Genomic DNA, 24,745 nt, shown 5'->3' with positions numbered 1-24,745 from the left:
GAGATTATTTTATATTTTTTTATTACCTTTGTTATTCTCTTGTACTGCGACACCTCCCAAAAAACCTATGGCCAAAAAGCCTCAACCAGACTTGAAGAAAGAGGTAGAGGAGGAGCTTATCTATACACAGATTTCTGTAAATTATTCTTTTATCAAAGACACCCTTACAGGGAAAATATCTCAAATAAAGGAGGATGAACAGCTATTGATCTATGATAGAGAAGGTTATTTGCGGGAAAATTATTATACAAACAAAGATTTTCAGGAACAATTCTTGTGGTATTATGACTCCGAACATCGGATTATTGCCGAAAACTACATCTGTAAATCTCTTAATAACAATCGTACTACAAGAAAACTTATCAATCATACCTATGATACCTTAGGCTATGAGGTCAATCGATACTCTTATGAATTCTTAGATAGCCTATCCTTATTCAGTCGATATGAGATAGACTATGATAAGCATGGAAATCTCTCCAATATAATCGAATATCAATATCAGCCCCAAGATAAAAAATGGCAACCCTTTTCCAAGGAAGTCTATAAGTATAATGAAAAGGGACTCAAGCAGGAAAAAGAAACTTATTACCACTATATGTCACTATGGCTACTGAAAGAAAAAGAGAGCTTCAAATATAACAAAGACAGCCTTATAGAGGAAAAATTTGCTTACAACTATAAGCAGAGCAATGCCCCGCGCCGCATACGTTACAGCTATGTAGGGCAGGAGCAACAGCTTACCTATATCAGCGAAAAGGATAGCATCACCACCACAGAGTCCTATCTCTATAATCACCGAGGCGCCCTCTCCAAATATACATTATACAATGCAGAAGGTATGGAGCAGCTTCGCCAATTTTTCCTATATACTCCCTACGACAAGCGCTTACAGGAGATCTCTTACCAAGGAGATACAGAGCAAGAAAGAACCATTTATCAGTATGATGTCAAGGGACAACTCATTCAAAAAACCACTTATGTACAGGGTGAAATAAAACGCCAAACTCAAGTGAAGTATTCTTACCATACCTCTAACGGATTATGAAAAAAATTCTATACCTACATGGCTTAGATAGCCATTTGCAAACCGATAGGGCAGCGGTACTTTTCCCTTATGGAGAAGTGATAGCCCCTACCTTTGATTATAAGAATAATCCAGAACTATTTGGCCAATTATGCCATGAGTATAAGGATATTAGCGCTATTATTGGCTCCAGTGCTGGAGGCTTAGTGGGTTATTTTTTAGCTCAAAAGCTACAAAAGCCTTGTCTTCTTTTCAATCCTGCACTGAACTACCAGCATCAGATGCCTTTTGCCCCTTTTTGGGACAAGCAGTATAAGCAATATATGCTCCTTGTAATGGGGGTGCAGGACATGGTGATTCCCTACAAAGAAAGCCTGCCCATAGCCTTAGCCAATAAAGTTCCCGAACAACAGATAGATATACACCTGATCCAAGCTATGGAACACAGTTTTCCCATTGAGATTTTCTCTCAAGAATTGAAATTTTTCTTTGACAAAATCAGTAGTCAGTAAGCAGCTGTCAGTAGTCAGCCCCTAAACTGGCGTGAGCTTACAGCTCTTTATCTATAAAAAGCTTAAACTCAAAAATAATGAACACAGAAATCATCATCCAAGAAATACTATCAAGGGTAACTGCTACCTTTGACCGATTAGATCTCCCTAAGAAGCCTTATGGAAGAAATGAACTCTGGGAAGGTATTACTGATTATTTCAAAATAAAACAGCGAAAGGATAAAATAACGTTTAATAATACGCCTAAAGAATATTCGGGTAGTCCTTCTATTACCATCAAAGACTTTGATCAGCTTCCTGATGATTTCATAGACAATGAGTTGCTTCCTGCTTTGGAAGAACAACTTACTCAAATGTTCTTTAATCCTGAGCTTTATTATTGCTTTGGGTACAAACTTACCTTAGTGTTTGATTTTCTTTCAGCCTCAGGGCATCACGCCCGCAAGCAACTGCGATTGGAACACCCTGAGCGCAAGGCAGAACTCAAAGAAAGATTAGATGCCTATATACAAAAGGTAATCTATGAAGCGACCGAAAAAATGAAAGAGAAGGAAGTGCATACTTTCTTTAATAAACTTTTTGATTTTGAACTCACTGGCTATAGTGAGGACAAGGTGATTGAGATTCTCAGCAAAGGGATTACCCTCATAGATCCTAAGTGGAAAAAGACTTTAGAAGAGTATCAATGGTGCTTGCTTTACCATACTAGAGTTTGGAAGGAAAAGGTTTTTATGAAGCTATATTACAAAGTAGAAGGAAGTGATTGGTCAAAGAAATATACGCTCAAGGAAGGTTTGCAAGCCAAAGATATAGATAACGCCAAACTAAACCTATTTGTGGCACAAGCCCTTTGGCAGATCAAATACAAAAAATATAGTTGGGATGTAAAGTTTGCTTGTGAGGATTTAGAACGTGCCGCTAAGGAATTAGGCTCTAAAAAAGCGGCTATGTACCTCAAAGAGGGGACAGGCATCTTGCCAAACAATCTTATCCATTACAAGGATAGTGAAGTGGAATGCGATGCCAATGATGTCTTTGCTCAAATTAGTGTGAAAATCAAGCAAGAATCGGCTACGGCTTACGACAAAGCGTTGGATTTTATCATCGCCCTGCTCAAGGCTGATTTCCCTGCCAGCTACCATATCAAGTTCAGTAGCAAAGCCCCTAAACAGTTTTTACCTATCAAAGGGATTGCCAAGTCACCAACCCATCACTTTTTTGCCCAAGCGCTACAATACAAGGAGTTGTGCCCTAAATTGGTAGCTTATGCCAAGGTAGCTATGAAAGAATTCCAGTGGTACAATGATGTAGAAGAAGGAGAGAAAAACTGTATGCCAGGTAGTTATGCTGTTTTTGGATTAGGCTTGATAGGGGAGGAGTATTTCCCCTTAGTTACCAAATATTTTGAACTATTAGACGACGAGCACCAAATGGTACACAAGTATTTCGTTAGTGCCCTTATCGACCGTTACGGAGTGAATGAAAAATCCTTACCACTTATCTGCCAAGGAATCACCTCGGCACAGTTTGATATGGTATTCAAGAATTTGGAAAAAGAAATGGAAAAGCCAGAGAATAAGGAGTTACTCGCAAAATTCCTCAAGGAAAAAGAAGCCTTCTTTATGGCTAACAAAGAACCAGGTTTTTACAAATATTACGAAGAAGATATCTATTACGCCATCTACGGCAAGCAGTGGAAGAAAAAGATAAAAAATTAACTCTAACAACCATTAATAAATTAATAATTAAAAATGAAAGTAAGTAAATTAATCCTCCTTTTCCTCATAGGAATTATGATAGGAAAAGCACAAACCAAAAAACAAATGAACGACCAAACGATTTACCAATTTGAAGTAGAGGACATTACAGGGAAAGCATTTCCACTGTCAAGTCTACAAGGCAAGAAAGTGATGATTGTCAATACCGCCTCCAAGTGCGGACTAACTCCTCAATACAAGGAGTTAGAAGCACTATACCAACAGTATAAGGACAAGGACTTTGTCATCATAGGATTTCCCGCCAATAATTTCCTCAAACAAGAACCAGGAACCAATGAAGAGATTGCCACATTCTGTCAGGTGAATTATGGGGTAAGTTTTCCTATGATGAGCAAGATTTCTGTCAAGGGTAAGGATATGCACCCTCTGTATCAGTTTCTTACCCAGAAAGCTAAGAATGGTGTCATGGACTCCAAGGTAAGCTGGAACTTCCAAAAATACCTTATTGGAAAGGACGGACACTTAGAGAAAGTCATCGATCCAAAAACCCTTCCTAATGATCCAGAAGTGATAGAATGGATTGGTGAGTAATGAATTGATATTCAATGCCAATAAGGATTAATAAAATTTCCATGATCCTTATTGGCATTAATCATTATATATTCTATTTTACATAATATAAATTATAGGAATTTCCTATATACTATAAAAAGAGAGGCTAAAGTCCATTGCCTTAGCCTCTGATTGTTGTTTTATAGTGCTTATTTCAATACCTCTTTTACTTTCTCACCAATTTTTGCTGGAGAATCTACCACATGGATTCCACATTCACGCATGATACGTTTTTTCGCTTCAGCGGTATCTTCACTACCACCAACGATGGCACCCGCATGCCCCATAGTACGTCCCTTAGGGGCTGTTTCTCCAGCGATAAAGCCTACTAGAGGTTTCTTGTTACCTGTTTCCTTGATCCAGCGAGCAGCTTCTACTTCTAGCTGACCACCGATTTCACCTATCATTACGATAATTTCAGTCTCTGGGTCATTCATAAAGAGTTCTACCGCTTCTTTGGTAGTGGTACCAATGATTGGATCACCTCCGATACCTATTGCGGTAGAGATACCCAAGCCTTGGCGTACTACTTGGTCAGCCGCTTCATAAGTAAGCGTACCTGATTTAGAAACAATACCTACCTTTCCTTTCTTGAACACAAAGCCAGGCATAATACCTACTTTCGCTTCTTCTGGAGTAATAACCCCTGGGCAGTTAGGCCCTATTAGGCGACAACCTTTGTCCTTGATATAGGCGGCTACCTTTACCATGTCAGCCACAGGAATTCCCTCTGTGATGGTGATAATGACTTTAATCCCTGCTTCAGCCGCTTCCATAATGGCATCTGCGGCAAATGCAGGTGGTACAAAGATGATAGAAGTATCCGCTCCTACTTTCTCTACCGCCTCTTTTACAGAGTTGAAAACGGGCTTTCCTAAGTGTGTTTGTCCTCCTTTGTTCGGAGTTACCCCTCCTACTACATTGGTTCCATATTGAATCATTTGCTCCGCATGGAAAGTTCCTTCACTCCCTGTAAAACCTTGTACAAGGATTTTTGAATTCTTATTTACTAATACACTCATTGGTTTGAATTTTTTAGAGTACAAAGTTAATCATTTATTTTCAATTTTCCAAAGAAAAAACGAAATAATGTTCAATGATTTGTAACATTAATCATTAGTGACTTGTCATTAGTCACTATTGAAAACTTTCTCTTCCCCAGAAGAAAGGTGGCTCTATCTGTAAGGCTCTAAGATAAGTATAGCCCTGTCCCCTATGGTGACTTTCATTTTCAATAAAGTACAATATCCATTGAGCAAAGCTAAAGGTCATTTGATAGATAGTCAGAGGTTGGGTAAAATCTCCTACTTCTTTCCATTCACGATCGAGAATTTCTGTTGCTCTGTCCCATAAAGCCAATACTTCAGCTTTGGTAGTAGGAAAATTGCCTTCCAAGAAAAGCGTATGTCTCTCTTGAAATCTCTCTTTAAAAAGATAGTCCATAACTCTTAGGAACTCCTCTACCATCCCTGAAAAAGGCCGTAGATTAGCAATGTTAAACTCAAAAAATTCCTTCTCTGGAAAAGCTTCAATGACCTTACGGGTCAAAGCGCGTACATCCTTGAAATTGGTCAGTAGTGCCTCTGGTGTAAGCAATTCTTTCATTGTTGTTATATTTAAAATTCGGTGCAAAGGTAGTACTTTTTATTTTTTTAGCAAATGTACATTTTGATAAAGTTTCCTAATCTCGTCCCTTACTTCCATGAGCGCAAATCCTAACAGGTTCTTGCCACGCCATGAGGCGATGTTATGTGCTTTCTCGTTGTCTTTGCCTAAGCCTATCCCCCAAATGGTATCGAGTGGACTCGCTTCTACTAATATTTTATCACCGGTAGAGAGCAAAAAGTCCATCATTTCCTTATTCTGAGTGAATTTGTAGTAATTTCCATTCAGTACAATACTGTATTTGACTTTGTCCCACACCTGAGGGTCAAAGTTGCGCACTTTCCTCCCCAAGGCCTTCATCAGTTTAGGATCGGGGGTGTTCATGATTTCTTCCTCCACCTCTTTATCACCAAACAAACGTGCTTTCTCAGCCATCATATACTGCTCAGCACAAGAATAGTCATAAGCATTCACTTGAAAAAGAGAAGGTTGCCATTGTGAAAAACAAGATTCATCTACTACCTCTGCATTGGGCTTCCAAAAGAAAACAAACTTAGGCTTCTTTGCCGAATTGATAAAGGTCGCTATAGAGTACTTATAAGCACCTTTGGGTTGCCAAAAGGGAATACGATTATTTCCATAATAGTAATCATTCTTCTCAGAACTTAATTCTTCTAGCGAAACTCTCGGTTTCCAAGTATTTAAATGCCAAAAACAAGGACGAGGATACAGAGCTTGGTACTCCTGTTGTTGTGCTGTAGTAAGTGCTCTATACCAATCCCAGAAATCATAACCATAGGCTTCGCCATAGCCCATACGCCAGCCTATGGTAAATTCTGAAAGCTCTGGATACTTAATCCAAGGAGGAGTCATAAGTTCAAATGTTGGTTTCATTATAAAGTATTTTTTGTAACTATATATTTCTTTGGAGTAGTTCCAAATTTCTTTTTAAAGGCAGCTATAAAGTGGCTGGGCATACTATAGCCCAGCTTGAGGGAGAGTTCATTGACATTGTACTGCTCGGTGGTGAGCCACTTACGTGCCAGCTCCATTTTGTAATCAAAGAGAAAACCATAGACAGACTCCCCATAGATCTGCTTAAAACCACTTTTGAGTTTTTTTAGGGAAATACCTACTTCAGCGGCAAGCTCTTGCAAGGAAGGCGGAGAGGTCATACGCCTAAGAACAATTTCCTTAGCTTTGCGAATCTTCTGTACATTTTCCTCATTGGAGAGAAATGGACAAGCCTCACTCTCTGCCTCTTGGTTTTTATTAAAATACAAGCTCAATAGCTCATATACCTTAGCTTTAAGATACAGCGGATAGACACTTGTATGCAAGTGTGTGCTACGTATCTGGTGTAAGATTACAGAAAGCTGTGGAGAAATGGCAGAAGAAGTATAGTATTTCTGATTTTTGCGTGTAGGAGAAAGAAAATCAATCACTCCCGACTCCTCCAAGAACAGCCTGTGGAACTTTCCTATGGTAATAAAAAGTGAGAAAAGAGCTGCCTCAGGAGCCAAGCGCACTTGTACAGGGAGTAATTCCTTAGGATTATAAAGCAAAAGGCTTTCCATCTCCTTCAGTGGCAAGGTGTAGTTTCCGTCATGAAAAACAAAGGTTACCGCTCCCCTATCACAGAAATGAAACTGAATAAAATACTGCTTGATATCCAGACTAACATTCTCATAATCATTACTTTCATTTTCTTTTTGAAAAACAAAAATTCCCTCTTCCACTTCATGGAGTATGGAGGTACTTTGAGCGATATTTTCTATAGACATCATAGACTACTTTTTAAGTTTTCTTATTTAGACTTTTTCTATATTTTTATGATTGAATAATACTAAAACACTGATTTACAGTTATTAATAATTCAAAACGCAGAGAGAGTCCTTTTAGAGTAAAAAAAAGAACTTCAAGCGCTATTTTTTTTCAGAATATAACCTTATTTTTGCATTCGGTTTTATGGATATACTAATGACTAAAAATACTACTCAAAAAGAAACTTATTTTTATACCATTGGAATTAGTTACAAGAAGGCAGATGCGGATATGCGCGGGCTTTTTAGTCTTGATGAAGAACACCAAGAACAGATCCTAAAGTGTGCCCAAGAAGAGGGGATGGAGGGACTGGCCATCATCTCCACTTGTAACCGTACAGAACTCTATGGCTTTGCTCAACACCCTTTCCAACTAATCCAAAAGCTATGCACTCACTGTAAGGCAAGCCTTGAGGATTTTGAAAAAGTAGGATACATCTACAAGAATAAAGAGGCTATTAACCATCTCTTCCATGTAGGAACGGGATTAGACAGTCAAATTTTGGGCGATTTCGAGGTGATCAGCCAACTGAAGAAGTCTTTCTCTTTAGCTAAAAAATACAACCTGATTAACGCCTATATGGAACGCTTGCTCAACTGTGTGATCCAAGCCAGTAAGCGTATCAAGAACGAAACTGAACTCTCCTCTGGGGCGACCTCCGTATCTTTTGCTTCTGTACAATATATCCTACAAAATGTAGCGGATATTTCCCAAAAGAATATACTGCTTTTTGGTACAGGAAAGATCGGTCGCAACACCTGTGAAAACCTCATCAAGCATACCCAAAATGAGCACATAACCCTCATTAACCGTACTAAGGAAAAAGCACAAGAAATAGCAGAAAGGTTCAATGTATTGGTTAAAGATTTTGATACTCTAAAGCAGGAACTTACCCAAACAGACGTTTTGGTAGTGGCTACCGGTAGCAAAACCCCTACTATTACCAAGGAAATGCTCCCTAAGGACAGAGAAATGCTCGTACTTGATCTTTCTATTCCTAAAAATGTAGCGCCAGAGGTGCAGGAATTGGATAAGGTAACTCTTATCCATATGGACTACCTCTCCCAAATGACCGATGACACCCTAGAACGTAGAAAGGAATTTGTACCTCAAGCGCAACAGATTATAGAGGAGATCAAGACAGAGTTCGACCAATGGCTACAAAACCGTCGTTTTGCTCCTATTATTCAGGCACTCAAGCAATCCTTAGAAACTATCAAAGAAGGAGAAATAGACTTCCAACGCAAGAAAATAGCCGATTTCAACCAGCCACAAGCCGATATCATAGGAGAACGAATTATCCAAAAAATCACGACCCGATTTATCAACCATCTCAAAGAAACTTCCGCTCCCGAGCAGAGCCTCTCTCTTATAAAAGAAGTATTTGAGTTGTAATAGACACTAGTAGTTAGTGGTTAGTGATTAGTCTTAGAAACTAATCACTAACCACTGCTTATTAACTACAGATTTTTTCTCTTTTGGTTCTTACTAATAATAGACACTACCACATAAGTAAGCATAAGGCATACCAAGGCAAAGAGAAGGATCATCATTGTCCCATTGGTATGATTGTACAATGGGAAAAAGGATAGAATGTTCATATCAATTATTTTTACAGTTCTTTAAATACAGTGTGTAACAGGCGCTTTTTGTCGCTAATACTCTCCTCCATAGAGATCATACTTTCTGTTCTATAAACCCCCTGAATATCATCTATCATAAAGATAATTTCCTTGGCATGCTTGGTATCACGAGCACGGATTTTGCACAAAATATTGTACTTTCCACTAATGATACTTGCTTGTGTAATATAAGGAATCTCTGTGAGTCGCTCTATTACAAATTGGGTTTGGTGATTTTTCTCCAAGAAAATACCCACATAAGCCACGAAGGTATACCCTATCTTATCATAATCTACCGTAAGGGTAGAACTCTTGATAATACCTGATTCTTCCATCTTTCTCACCCGAATATGTACCGTACCGGCCGATACATCCAAAGCTTTAGCTATATCTGTGAAAGGCATACGGGTATTCTCAATAAGCATGTCTAGAATTTTGTGGTCTATTTCATCTAACTTAAATCGTGCTGCCATACTTTTTATTTTTGCGCAAAGATAGGAATTTTTTTGATATAACGACAAAGGAAGTACAAAAAAATTATATATTCTCTACTTCTTTTCGGATATACGCCAATATATCAGGAATACAACTGCGAATATTGCAATTATTTCCCAAGCAAATCTCGGATAATTGATAGGTCTTATGTGCTAAAAAATCCTTCCCTTCACTCTCTGGCACTGGTTTAGGAATAAAAATAATTTTATTTCCTTCTAATACCTCCTCTAATTGAACAAAAATCTTATCGTCAGGGTTTTTATCATCTACGATACAATAGTCCCGAAAACACTTCTTATTTTCAGGAATTTCTAAATAGTGTTTCCATCCCTCTGTACCTACCTTATTATCATTGATGTAGGAAAGTCCTACATATAGAGCCTGGGCTATATACTTACGTGTTTGCTCTCTTTGATAGTCACCTGGGTAAAAACCTGACTCTATAAGTATAGTTGGAGTACCTAAAAGCGAATATTGATCACCTGTACAATTGGGATTAAAGCTGTCGTCAAATCGACCTACAAATCCATTAATTGACAATTGTAAATAATTATTCATTTTTGTAATTATAGTAGCTGCTTTCTTTCTTACTTCAGTAACATTTCTATCTTCATCTACCGCAGGTGCTAAGAAGGATACCGTAGCTGGCTTATCTCCTACCCCAAAAATAGTCCGTTGGTCATGCAGATTAAAACAAAAATGAGGGCGCATCCTATTATATACACTTCGAAGGAACTGGCTTTCTCTCTGAGAAAGGGCTACCGCATCTCGATTCAGGTCTACGCCATTACCATTTACACGTGTATACTGTATAGCTCCATCAGGATTAAGCATTGGAATAATGTAGAGTTGGCAATTATTGAAAGGGTAGCCTTCTTCTGCAAATAGCTTGAATAAATCCAATAGGGCTCGGGTAGTAGTACTTTCATTACCATGCATCTGTGACCATAAAAGAATACACTTCTTTCCTTCCCCTATACGATACAAAGGAATAGGATATAATTTCTCTGAAAAACCTTCTGAAATATTCCAATGCTCATAATCTTTAAGAACTGTCTCTAAAAGGCCGTAAGGAAGATACTTACCTTCAACACGAGTCTCTTTGTAATAAGGAACCTCCATAATATTTTTTTACAAAAGTAAAAATAATAATATTTACTATTGTGAAATACTTAGTTTTCATTTTTGTAAAATATAGTTTGTATATCTGAAAATAATATGTTACTTTTGTAATCCTATTTAAAATCTTTGTATCATGTTCTCACAACAAGACTTTATTGCTCGTTTACAGCGTATTATGAACTATTACGATCTCAATGCGTCCGCTTTAGCTGATGGATTGGGCGTGTTACGCTCCAGTATTTCGCATCTATTATCGGAAAGAAATAAGCCAAGCCTTGATTTTATACTTAAAATAGTTGACAAATATCCTGAAGTAGATCTCTACTGGCTACTTTACGGAAAAGGTAGCTTTCCGAAGGAAGAAAAGAACCCCTCCTCTACTCCACTGCCGACTGAAATTCCTTTCCCTAAAGCTAATGATTTGGAAAACAGTGTAAAAGATGCAGTAACGATGCCTGAAAATCCTATAAAAGAAGAGAAAAAACAAATTAAAAAAATAATTTTCTTTTACGAGGATAATTCTTTTGAAATATTTGAAAATTTGTAGTATATTTGCTTTATCTAAAAATACAATAATTCACATTTGTAAATTAAATTCATCTAATGATCGAACACTTATTCTCTGCTGATGCGCTTATTGCGCTCTTGACCCTTACCTTCTTAGAGATTGTATTGGGGATTGACAATGTCATTTTTATTTCTATAGTAACAGGTAAGCTTCCCGATGATCAGCGCAAACGTGCTACACGAGTAGGACTCTTCTTAGCCATGTTTATCCGCATCGGACTACTCTTCTGCATCTCTTGGTTAGTCCAGCTCAAGGAACCTTGGATTAGCTTTGATTATGGATGGTGCCGAGCCGACTTCAACGGACAGGCGTTGATACTACTTATAGGAGGTATCTTTCTCTTGTACAAATCTACCCATGAAATCCATGCTAAAGTGAATCATATAGAACATATTACCGATTCGGCTGAGGCAGAAAAATCTCAAAAAAGTTCTTTTTGGCCTACCATCGCCCAAATTCTTATGATTGATATTATTTTCTCCTTGGACAGTATCCTTACCGCTGTAGGAATGACCAATGGCTTGGAAGGGGCTTTATTAGTGATGATTATAGCGGTGATCCTTTCGGTAGGTATTATGATGCTCTTTGCGGTACCTGTAGGAAACTTTGTAAATCGCAATCCTTCTATCCAGATATTGGCACTCTCTTTTCTCATCCTTATAGGGTTTATGTTGCTCACCGAGAGCATGCACCTTTCTCATGCCGTTATCTTTGGTCAAGAGGTGGGAGCTATTCCTAAGGGATACCTATACTTTGCCATTGCTTTCTCTTTGGGTATAGAGTTCCTTAATATGCGTATGCGAAAAAAATCTTAACTAACTTAAAAACTTAAAATAATATGGATTCCAAGTATGCTTATACCCATGGGGCTTCGGCTATACCACTATTGGGTGAAACCATTGATGAAAATTTGAAAAAAACGGTAGCCAAATACCCTAACCAAGATGCGCTTATCTGTAGCCATCAGAACTATAGGGCTACCTATCAAGAATTTTACGATCAAGTTGTACAAGTAGCCAAAGGGCTTATGGCCTTGGGGGTGAAGCGCGGTGATCGTGTAGGAGTGTGGTCTCCCAATTGTTACCAATGGACACTCTTACAGTATGCTACGGCTAAAATAGGGGTCATCTTAGTCAATATCAACCCTGCTTACCGTACCAGTGAGCTTATTTATGTGATCAACCAATCGGGCTTATCGGTGATGTTCGCTGCGCTTCAGTTCAAGAGTAGTAACTATAAGAAGATGATGGACGATGCACGTGAGTTCACCGATACCATTCGCAAGGCGATCTTCTGGGATGAGAGCTGGGATCGCTTTCTCAAGGAAGGAGAACACATCTCCGATGAAGCTTTGCGCAAACGTGAGGAAAAGGTTCAGTTCGACGATCCTGTCAATATCCAATATACCTCTGGTACTACAGGGAACCCCAAGGGAGTTACCCTCTCACACCATAATATATTGAACAATGCCTACTTTATAGGACTAAGAATGAACTATACCCATGCTGATAGAGTATGTATTCCGGTGCCTTTTTATCATTGTTTTGGTATGGTCATAGGTAATTTGGCTTGTACTGTTCATGGGGCTACGATGGTGGTACCCAATGATAGTTTTGACCCAGTCAAGACCTTGGAAGCGGTTGAGCATGAACGTTGTACTTCCCTCTATGGGGTGCCTACCATGTTCATTGCCGAGCTACAGGAAATGGAACAGAAGTCCTACGACCTCAGTTCCCTACGTACGGGTGTTATGGCAGGTTCCTTGTGTCCGCCCGAAATTATGAAAAAGGTAAAGGAACAGATGAACATGCACGAGATCACCATCTGCTATGGTATGACAGAGACTTCTCCTGTTTCTACCCAAACAATCATAGGGGCTCCTTTCGAAAAACAAATTCACTCAGTGGGTACTATACATGACCACTTGGAAATCAAGATTATAGACCCAGATACCAAGGCCATTCTCAAGCGTGGCCAAAGTGGAGAGCTTTGTACTCGTGGTTATTCGGTAATGCTCAAGTACTGGAATAGCCCCGATGCTACCCGCCAAGTGATTGACGAACAGCGATGGATGCACTCAGGAGACTTAGCCATGATGGACGAAGACGGTTACTTGCATATCTCCGGCCGTATCAAAGACCTTATCATCCGTGGAGGGGAAAACATATCTCCTAAGGAAATCGAGGACTTCCTCTATACTTACAAAGGAGTGATGGATGCCCAGGTGATAGGTGTCCCCAGCGAGAAGTATGGCGAAGAGATCATGGCGTGGATCAAGCCCAAAGAAGGGGTTACCCTCACCGAAGAGGAACTCCGCAGCTTCTGTAAGGATAGAATTGCTCACTATAAAATACCTAAATATTGGAAATTTGTCACCGAGTTCCCTATGACGATCTCAGGAAAAATCCGCAAAGTGGAAATGCGAGAGATTGCCGCTCGTGAATTAGGTCTTGAAACTGAAGAATAAAAATTTATTTTGTAAAAACAGTTCAAATATAAAATATTTTTCTTATCTTTGTGCTAATTTCAATTATAAATGTAATTATGGATCATCAACTAAAAATATTTAATTCCCTCACAGGAGAAAAAGAACTATTCACTCCTTTACACGCTAATAATGTAGGAATGTATGTCTGCGGCCCTACTGTATATAGCAATGTACACTTGGGCAATGTACGCACCTTTATGTCGTTTGACTTTATCTATCGTTCCCTTAAGTTCTTGGGCTACAAGGTACGCTATGTGCGCAATATTACCGATGCGGGACACCTCACCGACGATGGTGACGTGAATAACGATCGCTTCGTAAAGCAATCCCGCCTCGAAAAACTCGAACCTATGGAGATTGTACAGAAATACACTGTGGATTTCCATAAGGTATTGGAGTTATTTAACCTCCTCCCCCCTACTATCGAGCCTACCGCTACAGGACATATCTTGGAACAGATACAACTGACCGAAAAGCTCCTAAAGGATGGTTTTGCCTATGAGAGCAATGGTTCTGTGTATTTTGATGTCATAGAGTATAATAAGCGCGGGCTTAATTACGGCGAACTCTCTCGCCGCAATATAGAAGAGCTTTTTGCCAATACCCGTGATCTGGACGGACAAGGGGAAAAGCGTAACCCTCAGGACTTTGCCCTATGGAAAAAGGCCTCCCCTGCACATATCATGCGCTGGGCTTCCCCATGGGGGGATGGCTTCCCTGGCTGGCACTTGGAGTGTACAGTGATGAGTACCAAATATCTTGGTAATCAGTTTGATATACACGGAGGGGGTATGGATCTGAAGTTCCCACACCATGAGTGTGAGATTGCCCAAGGCAAGGCAGGACATGGAGAAAGCCCTGTACGCTACTGGATGCATGCCAATATGCTCACCATGAACGGACAACGTATGAGCAAATCTACAGGTAACTACATTCTGCCTATGCAATTGGTCTCTGGAGATAATACTTTCTTTGAGAAACCTTTCGCTCCCGCAGTGATTCGCTTCTGCTTTATGCAAGCGCACTACCGCAGTGTTTTGGACATCTCCAACGAGGCGATGCTTGCTGCCGAAAAGGGCTTTGCGCGCCTTATGGAAGCTGTAAAAACAGTCAATGAGCTTACCACTGACCTTGAACAGCCTACTTCCCTGTCTATAGCTGAGTGGAAACAAAAATGTTATGATGCCCTTTTGGACGATTTCAACTCTCCTATCCTCATTGCGCATCTCTTTGAGGCCGTCAAGTGGATCTTCCAAGTGAAAAATGGTGAGGAAAAAATCGCTATCAGCGAACTCAAAGAGCTACAAACCCTGATGAATGCTTTTGTTTTTGATGTACTGGGTCTAAGAAGTGAAGAGCAAACTGCAGGAAATAATGATAAGCTTGATGGAGTGCTCCAGCTGCTGATCAATATGCGTATGGAAGCCCGTGCTAACAAGGATTTTGCACTCTCTGACAAGATTCGCGACGAACTCTTAGCACTCGGTATCCAGCTCAAAGACGGCAAAGAAGGAACCTCTTATAGCCTTAGCTAAGAAAATTTGCTTACTATGAGAAAGTTAGTAGTCCCCTTTTTTCTATTCTGTCAGTTTGCTTTTGTTCGAGCTCAGGAAGAAGCCTTTGCGGTAATCAATGACAAAGATGGTTATGTAAATGTACGAAAAGAAAAAAGTGCCCAAAGTAAGGTACTCAAGAAACTCAATAACAAGACCATTGTTTTTGTATATAATTACGATAAGTCAACTGATGGCAATTGGATTTATACCGATGAGGAAGGGTATATTTATAATGATAGGGTCAGGTGGATACATAAATTCCCTATAATAGCCAAAGGTATTGCCAAAGGAAATATTATTGTCTTTGAAGGAAAAGAAATTCAAGTCGTCCTTACTTCTGGAAAGTTTGACAAGAGCAAACATTCATTTGAATATTTCAAGGATTCTCCCACTGGAATAGAAGTAATAGATGATCAGCTCCCCTATGGTACTGATGGCAAAATGCCAACTACAGAATATAGAAGTATTGAGGTAAACATTCACGGAAAACAAGTATCTCTTCCCAAAGATGCTTATAACGATTTGTATGAACCTACTTTCCTTACAGACCATAATTCCGTCTATTATGACAAGGAAAGCGATATTCTCTATATAGTAGCTAATAATGATTATGCCGATCGTCCTTATAAGGTTTGTTGGCAGATTGAAAAAGGAAGCTACAAAGATAGAAAAGTAAGTGAGCTTGTCTACTAAGATATTAATCATTATGAAAAAAACGCTGGAGGACTTAGAATTCCCCGCCCTTTTAGCTTTAGTGGCTGTGCACACCCTCACTCCCAAAGGAAAGGAGAGAGTGCTTGCGCTAAAGCCATTGGTTAATAGGGAGGTAATCACGACACTCCTACAACAAACCAATGAGTACCTAACCTCCTTGGAGACACAAAACTATATCCCTTCTCATAATTTTGAGGAGATTGATCATGAAATTCGCTTCTTAGAGATAGAAAATAGTTTGTTAGAACCACATTCGTTTGCCAAAATACGAGCTTTGAGCCTGACGGTCAATGCACATCTGTTGTTTTTCAAGAAGTTTTTGGACTACTACCCTACTTTGGCTACCCTCTCTGAAGATATTCCCTATACAGAAGAAATCGTAAGGGCTATTGATAGTGTCTTGGATAAGTTTGGCGAAATCAAGTCCGATGCCTCCGAGAAGCTCTACCAAGTACGTGCCGAGATAGGAACACTCAAGGGGAAAATTAACCAAAGTTTCTCCCGTGCCCTATCCGAGTACAATGCGTTGGACTACTTGGATGATATCCGTGAAACGGTAGTGGAGAATAGGCGTGTGTTGGCTGTCAAAGCGGCCTATAAGCGCAAGGTACGCGGTACTGTACTGGGAAGTTCCAAGACAGGAAGCATCATCTATATAGAACCTTTGGTTACCGAACAATATTCGCGCGAACTCTCTCACCTGCTGCATGAGGAAAGGGAAGAGATAAGGCGTATCTTGCTCCGTCTTACCAATACTTTACGCTCTTTTGCCGAGTTACTCTCCCAAGAGCAAGATTACTTAGTCGGGATAGATGTAATCGCTGCCAAAGCGTATTTCGCCAAAGAGACCCATTCTCTCTTACCTGAATTCACTCAAGAGCGGGTATTGGAGCTTCGGGAGGCTTATCACCCCTTGCTTTACCTAAGCAATGCTAAGAAAGGCAAACAGACCTTTCCACAAACCATTCGCTTGGATGACGAGCAACGTATTATCGTTATCTCTGGCCCTAATGCAGGTGGAAAAAGTATTACGCTCAAGACCATTGGTTTGCTGCAACTGATGTTCCAAACAGGGTTGCTCCTACCTGTCCATCGCCTGAGCAAATTGCCTATGTTCACTCATATCTTAACTGATATTGGAGATAACCAATCTATTGAAAATCACCTAAGTACCTATAGCTATCGTCTCAAAAATATGAATTATTTCTTGAGGAAATGTAATGAGACGACCCTTTTCCTCATTGATGAGTTTGGAACAGGAAGTGACCCAGAACTCGGGGGGGCTTTGGCTGAAATATTCTTGGAAGAGTTCTATCACCGAAAGGCTTTCGGGGTGATTACAACCCACTATGCCAACCTAAAAATATTGGCCAACGAACTCCCCCATGCTACCAATGCCAATATGCTTTTCAATGATAAGACCTTGGAGCCTATCTACAAACTCATTGTAGGGGAGGCAGGTAGCTCCTTTACCTTTGAGGTGGCTCAGAAGAATGGTATTCCTTATAGCTTGATTAATAGAGCTAAAAAGCGTATCGAAAAAGGAAAGGTACGTTTTGATGCTACTATCGCCAAGCTACAAAAGGAGCGTTCGCAAATGGAAAAAACAACTTCTTCACTTAAGGAAGAGGAGGTCAGAACCCGTGAGGAGGCCAAGCGCTTGGAAACACTCAATAATAAAATACAAAGCAAACTCTCTTCTTATCAGGAACTCTACGACCAAAATCAGAAGTTTATCTATCTCGGAAGTAAGATTAATGAGATAGCCGAACGCTATTTTGAAGACAAGAAGCGCCGCCCTCTTATTTCAGAGTTCCTCAAAATTGTAGAGACAGAGAACAGCAAGCGAAAAGCAAAAAGCAAAAAGGAAAAAGAAGCCGAAGAAGCTCAAAAGAAACTTGCCCAAGAACAGCTACACAAGGAAATAGAAGCCGTACGCCAACAGAAAAAAATAGAAAAGAAAGCCCGTGAACACACTCTGAAACAGGAGAAGATCGCACAATTACAAGCCCTAAAGGTAGGAGATCGGGTACGTATCAAGGATAGCAAGGCCGTAGGGGTCATTGATAAAATAGAAAAGGACAAAGCGCTGATTAACTATGGGATATTCACTACCCTTACCGCACTTTCCCAGTTGGAATTGGTTGAAAAAGTCAAGAAAAAATAATCACTATGAGTCGTTATATCATTCTTTTTAGTGCCTTATTACTACTTGGGTGTCAGAAAAAACAAATGCAACTCCCACAGGTACAGGACACTAAAATTACTTCCGTGGAGGACTATTCCCAAGTCTATATCTCCTATGAGGAGACTTCTGAAGAGGCTAAGCTCAACGCCAATGGCCTGATCAGCTCCACCAACTGGGTACTTCATGTAGATAAGCGAAATAAGCTCAAAGAGGTAGCTCCACTTTTTATCAAGCTACAAGAGAAGCGGACAAACCCTCGCAACCCACATAGCAATCCTGATGCACACCTCTATATTTCTTTAGCCGATATACCTCATAAGCGTTTAGGTTTCATGGATGTAACAGAGCTCAATCTCCTCCCCTACGACCCTCAGAAGATGTCCGAATATGGGAATACCCCTATATATGTGTATCCTGACGGCTTTCGCCTGAAGGAGGACAATGGAGAGAAAACACCTTGGAATAAGTTCGGTGTATATAAAAATGTTTTTTATGTTTGGATTTTCAGTGGTGATATGACTTTTCAGCAGTTTGTAGATATTTATTATACAAGGTTACATCAGCAAACCGATAGAACTATCACACAGATAATGATCAATGATTAAGATAACCAATATCTTACAATTGACAATTAATAATTAACAATTATAAAAGTGCTTGACTTTCTAAACTTTAACTTTGTAGATTTGTTAGACATCGTCTTGGTGGGACTGATGCTCTACTACATCTATCGACTGCTCAAGGGTACCGTAGCCATTAGTATCTTTTTGGGTATTGTAATCATCTTTGTCATTTGGAAACTTACAGTGATTGTCAAGATGGAGCTGGTCAGCAGTATCTTAGGCCAGTTTATCAATGTAGGTTTCTTTGCCCTAATTGTAGTTTTCCAACAAGAAATCCGAAAGTTCCTCTTGGTACTCGGCTCTACCAATGTTCTTAAGAGTAAGAATTTACTTAAGAAGCTTTCTTTAAAAAAGACTTCCGAAGATAGTGGTATTGCTGCCCTATGTGAGACCCTTGTTTCAGCTTGTCGTAAGATGGGTAATGAGCGTACAGGGGCGCTTATTATCTTGGAGCGCAACCAGTCCTTAGAATTCGTGCGTGCCACAGGTGACAAAATGAATATTGAGCTAAACCAGCCTATTTTAGAGAGTATCTTTTATAAAAATAGCCCTCTACACGATGGGGCTATCGTGGTACAAGACGGCTTTATCGTAGCAACCCGTGTGATTCTCCCTGTAGTGGGACAGAGTGTGATTCCTAAGGAATATGGACTCAGACATCGTGCAGCGGTCTCTATCACTGAGAAAACCGATGCCTTAGCCTTAGTAGTTTCAGAAGAGACAGGAAAAATATCCTATATCAATAATAGTGAGTTTGTTCCCTATAGTACAGATAGTGAATTAGTTGCTATCCTAACCGAAGCCCTTTCCCAATGATACGTGAGGATTTTTTACAATACCTATGGGCACAGCACCTGCTCCCTACCACTTCCCTATTGCTTTCCAGTGGAGAACGATTGGATATTCTCTCCTATGGTGAGACCAATCCTTATGGGGGGCCAGACTTTTTCAATGCACGCCTACGTATTGGGGCGCTCCAGTGGGCAGGAAATGTAGAGCTACATACGGCTTCTTCCCAGTGGTACGCCCATCATCATGAGCAGGATCCAGCCTACGGAAACGTAATCCTCCATGTAGTATGGGAACATGATATAGAAGTATTTGATTTTCAACAGAATATCATCCCTACTTTAGAACTTAGACCTATCATTTCTCCTGATTTGGTAGAAAAATATACACTCTTACAACAGTCGCAAGCCTCCTTTATCCCTTGCGAAAAGCAAATCAATACCCTATCCAATCACCTTATAACCAACTGGTTAGACAGACTTTATACCGAACGCCTTCAGGAGAAAGCCCAACCTCTCTTAGCTCTTCTACAGGAGACCCAACAAGATTGGGAAGCAGTCTTTTTCTTAAGGTTACTCAGTAGTTTCGGGGGCAATATCAACGGAGAAGCTTTTTGGGAGGCTGGTAAGCAGCTCCCTTTCTCGGTAATCCGCAAACAAATGCATGAGCTTTCCCAGCTCGAGGCGCTCCTCATGGGGCAGTTACGCCTATTGGAGGCTACCGACATCAGCTGTCCTTACTATCGCTCACTGCAAAAAGAATATGAATACTTAGTCCATAAATATACCCTGCCACCAGCCTTTTTCAGGGTGCAGTTTGCCAAATTGCGTCCGCCTAACTTCCCTACCATTCGCCTGGCACAGATAGCGGCACTATACCATCAGGAATTATCGCTTTTCGATAGGTGTATGTCCTTGGAATCCTATGAGCAAGCGCTTGAACTATTTGGGAAAATTACTCCATCCCCTTATTGGAAAAACCATTTTTCCTTTGGAAAAGAGAGCAAGGAAAGCAGCAAGCGCCTTACCCCAGCACAGATAGCTAACTTGTGGATCAATACAATTGTCCCTATGCAATATGCTTTTGCGCACTCTCGTTGTAAGGATAACTTAGCCGACTGTAAAGCTAAAATGCGTGCTACACCCCCTGAACACAATAGTATATTAGAGCGTTGGGAAAGGCTCCTTTTACCCAATACCAATGCTCTAGAAAGCCAAGCCATCCTTCAGCTATATAAGAAATATTGTAACAAACATGCCTGTATGGCCTGTCAAATAGGACAGAATCTCCTAAAAAAGAAACCATGAACACCACCTTTACCAACATACGTATTTTCTTTGAACGCAACGGATTCAATGTCTCCTCTCGCTTAGCCGAACGTCTTGGCTTACGAGTGAAGTATGTTCGCCTGTTCTTCATCTATATCAGCTTTATCTTAGGAGCAGGCTTTGGCCTCTATTTTGCTTTTGCTTTTGCTTTGAAGATCAAGGATTTAATTCGAAGAAAACGCAGTTCTGTTTTTGATCTATAGAAGTGGGTATTACCGTTAAGGTCATCTATGCTATTTTGTTTTTACCCTTAACAAAGTATTCCCATACAATCGATTTCACTGTATAATAGGATTTTAAGGTAGGATTTTGGCGTTTGCGATAAAAATGAAGAAAATGCCTATAGAAAGAAAAATGTGCCCGTACAATAGCCCAAGTGCTCCTTAGTCTTCCTTGAAAAAAGAAACGTATTCCTGCTACCCCATCTAAGACCATTCTAAGAAATATAGTCAGTGCCCAATAGGGTTTAGGCAGATTCTTGAGTAGCATAAAAAGGCTATTGCGAAAATTTAGATACACTTTTTGCGGACTTCCCTCGGTAAGAGTAGCACCTCCTAAGTGATATATCTGTGATTGAGGAGTATAATAGGCCTCATACCCTTTGTTATGTGCACGCCAACAAAGATCAATCTCTTCCTGATGGGCAAAAAAATCTTCATCAAAGCCCTTTAGTGTATCAAATACTTCCTTTCTAATAAAAAAACACGCTCCTGAAGCCCAAAATATAGGTTTTTGCTCCTCATATTGGCCTTTGTCTTCCTCTATACTATCAAAAACACGCCCTCTACAGTAGGGAAATCCATATTTATCAATATAACCTCCTGCCGCTCCTGCATATTCAAAATAGTTTTTTTGTTTATAAGACTTTATTTTAGGTTGTAATATACTCACCTGAGGTTGTTGAGCAAAAATTTCTATAGGCGCCTCCAACCAATGAGGAGTTACCTCTACATCTGAGTTGAGTAAGCAATATACATCGGCAGGGATATGTTTTAGTCCCTCATTATACCCCTTCGCATAACCATAATTTTCAGGGTTTTGTACAATTTTTATTTGTGGATAATGGGTTTGTAGGAAAGCTACACTCTCATCAGTAGAAGCATTATCAATTACATAAAGAGCTGCCTCCGTGGAATAGCGAACTACAGAGGGGAGAAACTGTTCCAATAAATGTTTTCCATTCCAATTGAGAATAACGACAACCATATAATGATGACTAATGTGAATGACAAATACTAAATTTTATCCTTGATAATAAGCAAATGCTTGTTGTATAAGAGATTCTTCGACCTCTATATTCCATTTAGGCTTTCCTATTTCTTCTAATAATACGAAATATATACGCCCATAGGCATTCTTCTTATCATATTTGAGTAAATCCTGTATGGTTGCTATCTCCTGTGTAGAAAATTCTTCCTTAGGAAAATAATCTAAAAGAATAGCCTTTATCTGCTCTACTTTTTCCCAAGGAAAGTGCAAGAGCTTATGAGAGAGGAAAGCGGCTAAGACCATTCCGATGGCCACAGCCTCTCCATGTAACAAACGCTTGGGACGGTGTGCCAAACAGTAAGATTCTATGGCATGACCAAGTGTATGACCAAAATTCAATATCTTGCGAAGCCCTTGTTCCCTAGGATCTTGCTCTACTACCCTATGCTTAATCAACACCGATTCATAGATGATTTCCTCCAAATCATCCGTGGTAAGATCCGAAAGCTGCTTCATCTTCTCCCAGTAATCAGCAGACTGTATCAGTCCATGCTTGAACATCTCAGCTAAGCCACTGCGGAACTCCTCTTTAGGAAGGGTATTGAGATAATTGACATCTATCAAAAGGAGTTGCGGATTGTTAATCACTCCTATTTGATTCTTGAGTACGCCCAAGTCCACTCCTGTTTTCCCGCCAATAGAGGCATCGACCATGGCCAAAAGAGAGGTCGGAATATTGATAAAATCAATCCCTCTCATAAAAGTAGATGCTACAAAACCTCCCATATCAGTCACCACGCCACCTCCTATATTGATAAGCAAGCTCTTCCGATCTCCCTCTAAGTCGGAGAGCGTTTGCCAAAGCGAAAGACAAGTCTCCAAATCCTTATGCTCTTCTCCTGCTTCTACTTCTATGACTTCCACTTCGAAAGGAAGCCTTTGCAGGAAGGCATAAACACAACACTCATGGGTATGGGTATCAGAAAGGACAAATATTTTAGAATATTTCTTCTCCTTTATATAAGCTGCTAAGTATTTGTAGCCAGCTTCTCCAAAATAGATCGTATAATCTTTGGTATCAATTTTTTTAGCTTCCATAGGTAATTATTAAGCTTTTTTGAAAGGCTTCACGTTTTCCATCACGTACTTCAATGATTCCACAATAAATATAGCCTTGTTTCTGTAGAATATGTTTCATAACATCGTTGTCAAAGTTGGTATCTACTCTTATAGACCCTATTCCTTTGAAGACAGCTGTTTTTTCTGCCTCCTGTATGAGGTAGCTTCCTAATCCTTTTCCTTTCCCTTGGGGGCTAACAGCCATTCTATGAATTACAATATAGGGAGCTTCATCAAGCCAAGCCCCCTCTATTTTTTGATAGGTAGGTTCTCCATCCCCACTGATAGCCATATAGGCGATAACCTCTCCTTGCTCCTCTACTACATAACCATAGCACCGTGCTATATCTTGTGCTATAGTCTCCCTAAAGGGATAACCATCTTGCCACTGTTGGCTTCCTCTTTGTCGCATGGTTTCCTTAGCATAAAGAATAATTTGCCAAATGGCTTCTAAGTCGCCTATTTGTGCTTGCCTGAATAACATATAAGTTTTGAGTTTTGAGTTCTGAGTTTTTAATTTTGAGTTTCTTCTAACCTTAGATGCAAAACCATTCGTCCCTACACCTGCATAATTTTAGCCCTATCTTTGCATTAGTCATTGATTACTTCTCTATTGCTAAGATAATTACGCCACTTTTCTATACATTGTTGCATATCTTGAGGAATCTCGCTATCGAAGCGGAGCATCTCTCCTGTAGAGGGTTTCTCTATACCCAAGGTTTTGGCATGAAGCGCCTGGCGAGGGAGGAGCTTAAAGCAGTTCTCTACAAACTGTTTGTACTTAGCCGAGGTAGTTCCCTTGAGTATCTTATCCCCTCCATAGCGTTCGTCATTGAAAAGTGGATGTCCTATATGGGTAAAGTGTGCCCGAATCTGGTGAGTACGACCTGTTTCTAAGCGACAAGAGACCAAAGTCACATAGCCAAAACGTTCCAATACCTTATAATGGGTAATAGCTTCCTTGCCCTCACTGCCATCGGGGAAGACTGCCATTTGGAGCCTATTTTTAGGATGCCTTCCAATATGTCCTATGATGGTTGCCTCATCCTCGGGAAGGTTCCCCCATACAAGAGCGACATACTCCCGCTCACTGGTCTTATTAAAAAACTGCTTGGCTAAGTGATTCATCGCCTCCTCTGTTTTAGCCACCACTAACAAGCCACTGGTATCTTTATCTATTCGGTGTACCAAACCAGGGCGATCAGAGCTATTCTTAGGCAAATGCTCAAAATGATAAATCAGCCCATTGATAAGTGTTCCTTGGTAGTTACCATGTCCTGGATGTACCACCAAGCCAGCAGGCTTATTGATAATAATCAGCTCCTCATCCTCATAGACTATATCCAAGGGGATAGGCTCAGGTACTAAGAGATATTCATGAGGAGGATGGGCAAACATCACCTTGACTTCATCATTGGCCTTCACCCTATGATTGGCCTTCACAGCTACTCCATTGACAAATATATTTCCATCCTTGGCGGCCTGTTGTACCTTGTTACGAGAAGCATTCTCGACGAAATTCATCAAAAACTTATCCACGCGTAGTGGCTCTTGTCCTTTTCCTGCCTTGAAACTATAATGCTCGTATAGCTCATCATCCGTTATTAGTTCTTCCTCTGCCATTTG

At 40.1% G+C, this 24,745-nt stretch carries 26 protein-coding genes; 15 read left to right on the top strand and 11 right to left on the bottom strand.

Translation table 11 applies throughout. The annotated features are described in order from the left end of the window. Positions 1-67 precede the first annotated feature (67 nt). The 4 genes from HMPREF1551_RS07795 to HMPREF1551_RS07780 all read left to right on the top strand — a co-directional run bounded on the left by HMPREF1551_RS07795 (position 68) and on the right by HMPREF1551_RS07780 (position 3,848). A complete protein-coding gene (locus tag HMPREF1551_RS07795) occupies positions 68-1,048 on the top strand; it encodes a hypothetical protein (RefSeq protein ID WP_021628549.1) in 981 nt (326 codons plus the stop codon). After that, positions 1,045-1,539, top strand: a complete 495-nt coding sequence (locus HMPREF1551_RS07790; RefSeq protein ID WP_021628548.1) for a YqiA/YcfP family alpha/beta fold hydrolase — start codon at positions 1,045-1,047, stop codon at positions 1,537-1,539. Before HMPREF1551_RS07795 ends, HMPREF1551_RS07790 begins: the two co-directional genes overlap by 4 nt. 77 nt (positions 1,540-1,616) lie before the next feature. Then, on the top strand, positions 1,617-3,257 hold the full coding sequence (locus tag HMPREF1551_RS07785) for a DUF6138 family protein (protein ID WP_021628547.1): 1,641 nt from the start codon (positions 1,617-1,619) through the stop codon (positions 3,255-3,257). A 75-nt stretch (positions 3,258-3,332) separates the two neighbouring features. Continuing rightward, positions 3,333-3,848 (top strand): glutathione peroxidase, encoded by a 516-nt coding sequence (locus HMPREF1551_RS07780; protein WP_196800720.1) that lies wholly within the window; start codon positions 3,333-3,335, stop codon positions 3,846-3,848. 170 nt (positions 3,849-4,018) lie between these two features. On the opposite strand, the gene sucD is transcribed toward HMPREF1551_RS07780, so the two are convergent. The 4 genes from sucD to HMPREF1551_RS07760 all read right to left on the bottom strand — a co-directional run bounded on the left by sucD (position 4,019) and on the right by HMPREF1551_RS07760 (position 7,258). After that, complete coding sequence (gene sucD / locus HMPREF1551_RS07775) at positions 4,019-4,891, bottom strand: succinate--CoA ligase subunit alpha (protein WP_021628545.1); 873 nt, start codon at positions 4,889-4,891, stop codon at positions 4,019-4,021. Positions 4,892-5,006: 115 nt separating this feature from the next. Beyond that, a complete protein-coding gene (locus tag HMPREF1551_RS07770) occupies positions 5,007-5,474 on the bottom strand; it encodes a DinB family protein (RefSeq protein WP_021628544.1) in 468 nt (155 codons plus the stop codon). Positions 5,475-5,513: 39 nt separating this feature from the next. Next, on the bottom strand, positions 5,514-6,368 hold the full coding sequence (locus HMPREF1551_RS07765) for an NADAR family protein (RefSeq protein WP_021628543.1): 855 nt from the start codon (positions 6,366-6,368) through the stop codon (positions 5,514-5,516). After that, the gene (locus tag HMPREF1551_RS07760) at positions 6,368-7,258 is read right to left on the bottom strand and encodes a helix-turn-helix transcriptional regulator (protein WP_034544486.1); all 891 of its coding nucleotides are present in this window, start codon (positions 7,256-7,258) and stop codon (positions 6,368-6,370) included. The genes HMPREF1551_RS07765 and HMPREF1551_RS07760 overlap by 1 nt, the downstream gene beginning before the upstream one ends. Positions 7,259-7,454: 196 nt before the next feature. Here HMPREF1551_RS07760 and hemA point away from each other — a divergent pair, with 196 nt between their 5' ends. Then, the gene (gene hemA, locus HMPREF1551_RS07755) at positions 7,455-8,693 is read left to right on the top strand and encodes a glutamyl-tRNA reductase (protein WP_034544485.1); all 1,239 of its coding nucleotides are present in this window, start codon (positions 7,455-7,457) and stop codon (positions 8,691-8,693) included. Positions 8,694-8,758: 65 nt separating this feature from the next. Here hemA and HMPREF1551_RS13975 read toward each other — a convergent pair whose 3' ends face one another. From HMPREF1551_RS13975 to HMPREF1551_RS07745, 3 genes are all read right to left on the bottom strand, one after another. Beyond that, positions 8,759-8,899: a hypothetical protein gene (locus HMPREF1551_RS13975; RefSeq protein ID WP_021628540.1), complete on the bottom strand. Its 141-nt coding sequence runs from the start codon at positions 8,897-8,899 to the stop codon at positions 8,759-8,761. An 11-nt stretch (positions 8,900-8,910) separates the two neighbouring features. Further along, positions 8,911-9,393 carry an Lrp/AsnC family transcriptional regulator gene (locus HMPREF1551_RS07750; protein WP_021628539.1) on the bottom strand — a complete coding sequence of 161 codons (483 nt, stop codon included), beginning with the start codon at positions 9,391-9,393 and terminating at the stop codon, positions 8,911-8,913. 64 nt (positions 9,394-9,457) lie between these two features. Then, positions 9,458-10,537, bottom strand: coding sequence for a M14 family zinc carboxypeptidase (locus HMPREF1551_RS07745; RefSeq protein WP_021628538.1), 1,080 nt, complete (start codon positions 10,535-10,537; stop codon positions 9,458-9,460). A gap of 133 nt (positions 10,538-10,670) precedes the next feature. Here HMPREF1551_RS07745 and HMPREF1551_RS07740 point away from each other — a divergent pair, with 133 nt between their 5' ends. The 10 genes from HMPREF1551_RS07740 (at position 10,671) to HMPREF1551_RS07695 (ending at position 20,994) form a co-directional block, all read left to right on the top strand. Then, on the top strand, positions 10,671-11,084 hold the full coding sequence (locus HMPREF1551_RS07740) for a helix-turn-helix domain-containing protein (RefSeq protein WP_021628537.1): 414 nt from the start codon (positions 10,671-10,673) through the stop codon (positions 11,082-11,084). 59 nt (positions 11,085-11,143) lie between these two features. Continuing rightward, entirely contained in the window at positions 11,144-11,920 is a 777-nt protein-coding gene (locus HMPREF1551_RS07735; protein ID WP_196800719.1) for a TerC family protein, read from the top strand. Between the two features lie 23 nt (positions 11,921-11,943). After that, complete coding sequence (locus HMPREF1551_RS07730; RefSeq protein WP_021628535.1) at positions 11,944-13,572, top strand: AMP-binding protein; 1,629 nt, start codon at positions 11,944-11,946, stop codon at positions 13,570-13,572. A 77-nt stretch (positions 13,573-13,649) separates the two neighbouring features. Next, on the top strand, positions 13,650-15,128 hold the full coding sequence (gene cysS, locus HMPREF1551_RS07725) for a cysteine--tRNA ligase (RefSeq protein ID WP_021628534.1): 1,479 nt from the start codon (positions 13,650-13,652) through the stop codon (positions 15,126-15,128). A 15-nt stretch (positions 15,129-15,143) separates the two neighbouring features. Beyond that, a complete protein-coding gene (locus HMPREF1551_RS07720) occupies positions 15,144-15,842 on the top strand; it encodes an SH3 domain-containing protein (protein ID WP_021628533.1) in 699 nt (232 codons plus the stop codon). Between the two features lie 13 nt (positions 15,843-15,855). Further along, on the top strand, positions 15,856-18,030 hold the full coding sequence (locus HMPREF1551_RS07715) for an endonuclease MutS2 (RefSeq protein WP_021628532.1): 2,175 nt from the start codon (positions 15,856-15,858) through the stop codon (positions 18,028-18,030). A gap of 5 nt (positions 18,031-18,035) precedes the next feature. Then, positions 18,036-18,656 (top strand): hypothetical protein, encoded by a 621-nt coding sequence (locus HMPREF1551_RS07710; protein ID WP_021628531.1) that lies wholly within the window; start codon positions 18,036-18,038, stop codon positions 18,654-18,656. 48 nt (positions 18,657-18,704) lie between these two features. Continuing rightward, positions 18,705-19,490: a diadenylate cyclase gene (locus tag HMPREF1551_RS07705; RefSeq protein WP_021628530.1), complete on the top strand. Its 786-nt coding sequence runs from the start codon at positions 18,705-18,707 to the stop codon at positions 19,488-19,490. Beyond that, on the top strand, positions 19,487-20,770 hold the full coding sequence (locus HMPREF1551_RS07700) for a DUF2851 family protein (RefSeq protein ID WP_021628529.1): 1,284 nt from the start codon (positions 19,487-19,489) through the stop codon (positions 20,768-20,770). Before HMPREF1551_RS07705 ends, HMPREF1551_RS07700 begins: the two co-directional genes overlap by 4 nt. Continuing rightward, positions 20,767-20,994, top strand: coding sequence for a PspC domain-containing protein (locus HMPREF1551_RS07695; protein ID WP_021628528.1), 228 nt, complete (start codon positions 20,767-20,769; stop codon positions 20,992-20,994). Before HMPREF1551_RS07700 ends, HMPREF1551_RS07695 begins: the two co-directional genes overlap by 4 nt. Before the next feature lie 25 nt (positions 20,995-21,019). Here HMPREF1551_RS07695 and HMPREF1551_RS07690 read toward each other — a convergent pair whose 3' ends face one another. The 4 genes from HMPREF1551_RS07690 to HMPREF1551_RS07675 form a co-directional block, all read right to left on the bottom strand. Beyond that, a complete protein-coding gene (locus HMPREF1551_RS07690) occupies positions 21,020-21,997 on the bottom strand; it encodes a glycosyltransferase family 2 protein (RefSeq protein WP_021628527.1) in 978 nt (325 codons plus the stop codon). 36 nt (positions 21,998-22,033) lie between these two features. Further along, positions 22,034-23,098, bottom strand: a complete 1,065-nt coding sequence (gene aroB / locus HMPREF1551_RS07685) for a 3-dehydroquinate synthase (protein ID WP_021628526.1) — start codon at positions 23,096-23,098, stop codon at positions 22,034-22,036. Further along, positions 23,088-23,603 (bottom strand): GNAT family N-acetyltransferase, encoded by a 516-nt coding sequence (locus tag HMPREF1551_RS07680; protein ID WP_021628525.1) that lies wholly within the window; start codon positions 23,601-23,603, stop codon positions 23,088-23,090. Before HMPREF1551_RS07680 ends, aroB begins: the two co-directional genes overlap by 11 nt. A gap of 107 nt (positions 23,604-23,710) precedes the next feature. After that, a complete protein-coding gene (locus HMPREF1551_RS07675) occupies positions 23,711-24,742 on the bottom strand; it encodes an RluA family pseudouridine synthase (RefSeq protein WP_021628524.1) in 1,032 nt (343 codons plus the stop codon). Positions 24,743-24,745 lie beyond the last annotated feature (3 nt).

Source organism: Capnocytophaga sp. oral taxon 863 str. F0517 (assembly GCF_000466425.1).
Classification (GTDB): Bacteria; Bacteroidota; Bacteroidia; order Flavobacteriales; family Flavobacteriaceae; genus Capnocytophaga.
Note: the sequence above shows the minus strand (reverse complement) of the source record. Positions and strands in the feature narration are given on the sequence as shown.

Excerpts from the sequence above, each read along its gene's own strand:
- HMPREF1551_RS07795 (WP_021628549.1), top strand. The coding sequence starts at position 68 with ATGGCCAAAAAGCCTCAACCAGACTTGAAGAAAGAGGTAGAGGAGGAG.
- HMPREF1551_RS07790 (WP_021628548.1), top strand. The coding sequence starts at position 1,045 with ATGAAAAAAATTCTATACCTACATGGCTTAGATAGCCATTTGCAAACC.
- HMPREF1551_RS07785 (WP_021628547.1), top strand. The coding sequence starts at position 1,617 with ATGAACACAGAAATCATCATCCAAGAAATACTATCAAGGGTAACTGCT.
- HMPREF1551_RS07780 (WP_196800720.1), top strand. The coding sequence starts at position 3,333 with ATGATAGGAAAAGCACAAACCAAAAAACAAATGAACGACCAAACGATT.
- sucD (WP_021628545.1), bottom strand. The coding sequence starts at position 4,891 with ATGAGTGTATTAGTAAATAAGAATTCAAAAATCCTTGTACAAGGTTTT.
- HMPREF1551_RS07770 (WP_021628544.1), bottom strand. The coding sequence starts at position 5,474 with ATGAAAGAATTGCTTACACCAGAGGCACTACTGACCAATTTCAAGGAT.
- HMPREF1551_RS07765 (WP_021628543.1), bottom strand. The coding sequence starts at position 6,368 with ATGAAACCAACATTTGAACTTATGACTCCTCCTTGGATTAAGTATCCA.
- HMPREF1551_RS07760 (WP_034544486.1), bottom strand. The coding sequence starts at position 7,258 with ATGTCTATAGAAAATATCGCTCAAAGTACCTCCATACTCCATGAAGTG.
- hemA (WP_034544485.1), top strand. The coding sequence starts at position 7,455 with ATGACTAAAAATACTACTCAAAAAGAAACTTATTTTTATACCATTGGA.
- HMPREF1551_RS13975 (WP_021628540.1), bottom strand. The coding sequence starts at position 8,899 with ATGAACATTCTATCCTTTTTCCCATTGTACAATCATACCAATGGGACA.
- HMPREF1551_RS07750 (WP_021628539.1), bottom strand. The coding sequence starts at position 9,393 with ATGGCAGCACGATTTAAGTTAGATGAAATAGACCACAAAATTCTAGAC.
- HMPREF1551_RS07745 (WP_021628538.1), bottom strand. The coding sequence starts at position 10,537 with ATGGAGGTTCCTTATTACAAAGAGACTCGTGTTGAAGGTAAGTATCTT.
- HMPREF1551_RS07740 (WP_021628537.1), top strand. The coding sequence starts at position 10,671 with ATGTTCTCACAACAAGACTTTATTGCTCGTTTACAGCGTATTATGAAC.
- HMPREF1551_RS07730 (WP_021628535.1), top strand. The coding sequence starts at position 11,944 with ATGGATTCCAAGTATGCTTATACCCATGGGGCTTCGGCTATACCACTA.
- cysS (WP_021628534.1), top strand. The coding sequence starts at position 13,650 with ATGGATCATCAACTAAAAATATTTAATTCCCTCACAGGAGAAAAAGAA.
- HMPREF1551_RS07720 (WP_021628533.1), top strand. The coding sequence starts at position 15,144 with ATGAGAAAGTTAGTAGTCCCCTTTTTTCTATTCTGTCAGTTTGCTTTT.
- HMPREF1551_RS07715 (WP_021628532.1), top strand. The coding sequence starts at position 15,856 with ATGAAAAAAACGCTGGAGGACTTAGAATTCCCCGCCCTTTTAGCTTTA.
- HMPREF1551_RS07710 (WP_021628531.1), top strand. The coding sequence starts at position 18,036 with ATGAGTCGTTATATCATTCTTTTTAGTGCCTTATTACTACTTGGGTGT.
- HMPREF1551_RS07700 (WP_021628529.1), top strand. The coding sequence starts at position 19,487 with ATGATACGTGAGGATTTTTTACAATACCTATGGGCACAGCACCTGCTC.
- HMPREF1551_RS07695 (WP_021628528.1), top strand. The coding sequence starts at position 20,767 with ATGAACACCACCTTTACCAACATACGTATTTTCTTTGAACGCAACGGA.
- HMPREF1551_RS07690 (WP_021628527.1), bottom strand. The coding sequence starts at position 21,997 with ATGGTTGTCGTTATTCTCAATTGGAATGGAAAACATTTATTGGAACAG.
- aroB (WP_021628526.1), bottom strand. The coding sequence starts at position 23,098 with ATGGAAGCTAAAAAAATTGATACCAAAGATTATACGATCTATTTTGGA.
- HMPREF1551_RS07680 (WP_021628525.1), bottom strand. The coding sequence starts at position 23,603 with ATGTTATTCAGGCAAGCACAAATAGGCGACTTAGAAGCCATTTGGCAA.
- HMPREF1551_RS07675 (WP_021628524.1), bottom strand. The coding sequence starts at position 24,742 with ATGGCAGAGGAAGAACTAATAACGGATGATGAGCTATACGAGCATTAT.